Origin of the sequence: Actinomadura sp. NPDC000929, from assembly GCF_040492065.1 — a bacterium.
Taxonomy (GTDB): domain Bacteria; phylum Actinomycetota; class Actinomycetes; order Streptosporangiales; family Streptosporangiaceae; genus Spirillospora; species Spirillospora verrucosospora.
Window position 1 is genome coordinate 1 of record NZ_JBEUPA010000336.1, and the last position, 1,042, is coordinate 1,042.

Here is a 1,042-nt window from a genome sequence, read left to right on the forward strand (position 1 = left end):
GTCCGCGACGCCGGGCGCCGCCTCGACGCGGCGCGGCGCCGCGACGAGGTGGAGCACCGGCTCGCCGAGGCGGAGGCCGCGTACCGGACGGCGGTCGACGCCGCCCAGGACGCCCGGCAGCGCGTCCTCGACCTCCGGCAGGCGCGGCTGGACGGCATGGCCGCCGTCCTCGCCGAGGAGCTGGCCGACGGCGAGCCCTGCCGGGTCTGCGGCTCCACCGAGCACCCGGACCCGGTCACCTCGCTCGCCCTGATCCCGACCGAGGAGCAGGTGGAGCGGGCGCAGGCCGAGGCCGACGAGGCCCAGGACGCCCGGGAGCGCGCCGCGACGGCGGCCGGGGAGCTGCGCACCGCGCGCGACGAGCTGCGGGAGATCGCCGGAGAGGCCGACCCCGACGCCCTCGCCGCCGAGCTCGCCGAGGCGGACGCGGCGCTGGCGGCCGCGGAGGCCCGCGCCGCGGAGGCCGAGCGGCTGGAGGCGGCGCTCCACCGGGACGAGCGGGAGCTCGACCGGGTCCGCTCCGCGCAGGAGGAGACCGGCCGCGCCCTCACCGAGAACCGCACCCACGACCGGGAGCTGGCCGCCGAGCGGGCCCGCCTGTCCGCCGAGCTCGACGAGGCGCGCGGCGGCGACCCGACGCTGGAGGCCCGCATCGCCAGGCTCGCCGGGGAGGCCGACCGGATCGCCGCGGCGGTCGAGGCGGCCCGCGCGTACGCGCGCGCCGGCGAGGAGCTGGCCGCCGCCCGCGCCAAGGCCGCGCAGGAGGCCGAGGAGCAGGGGTTCCGGACGCCGGAGGAGGTCCTCGAAGCCGCGCTGCCGGACGAGGAGCAGGGCGACCTGCGCGACCGGATCCGCAGGCTCGACGACGAGGAGGCGGAGGTCCGCGCCCTGCTCGGCGATCCGGAGCTGGTCGCGGCCGCCGCCGCGCCCGCGCCCGACCTGCCCGCCCTGGACCGGTGCGGCGGGACGGCTCGTCCAGCGCGTCCTCCAGCACGGTCTTGACGTCCACGTCCACCGCCACGTCCGCCGGCAGCGCGTCGAA

The 1,042-nt window shown here is 80.2% G+C and carries 1 pseudogene; it reads left to right on the forward strand.

Annotated features, from left to right (window positions below):
• Positions 1-1,002, forward strand: a pseudogene (locus ABWI04_RS42750) (AAA family ATPase); the annotation flags it as partial.
• Positions 1,003-1,042 lie beyond the last annotated feature (40 nt).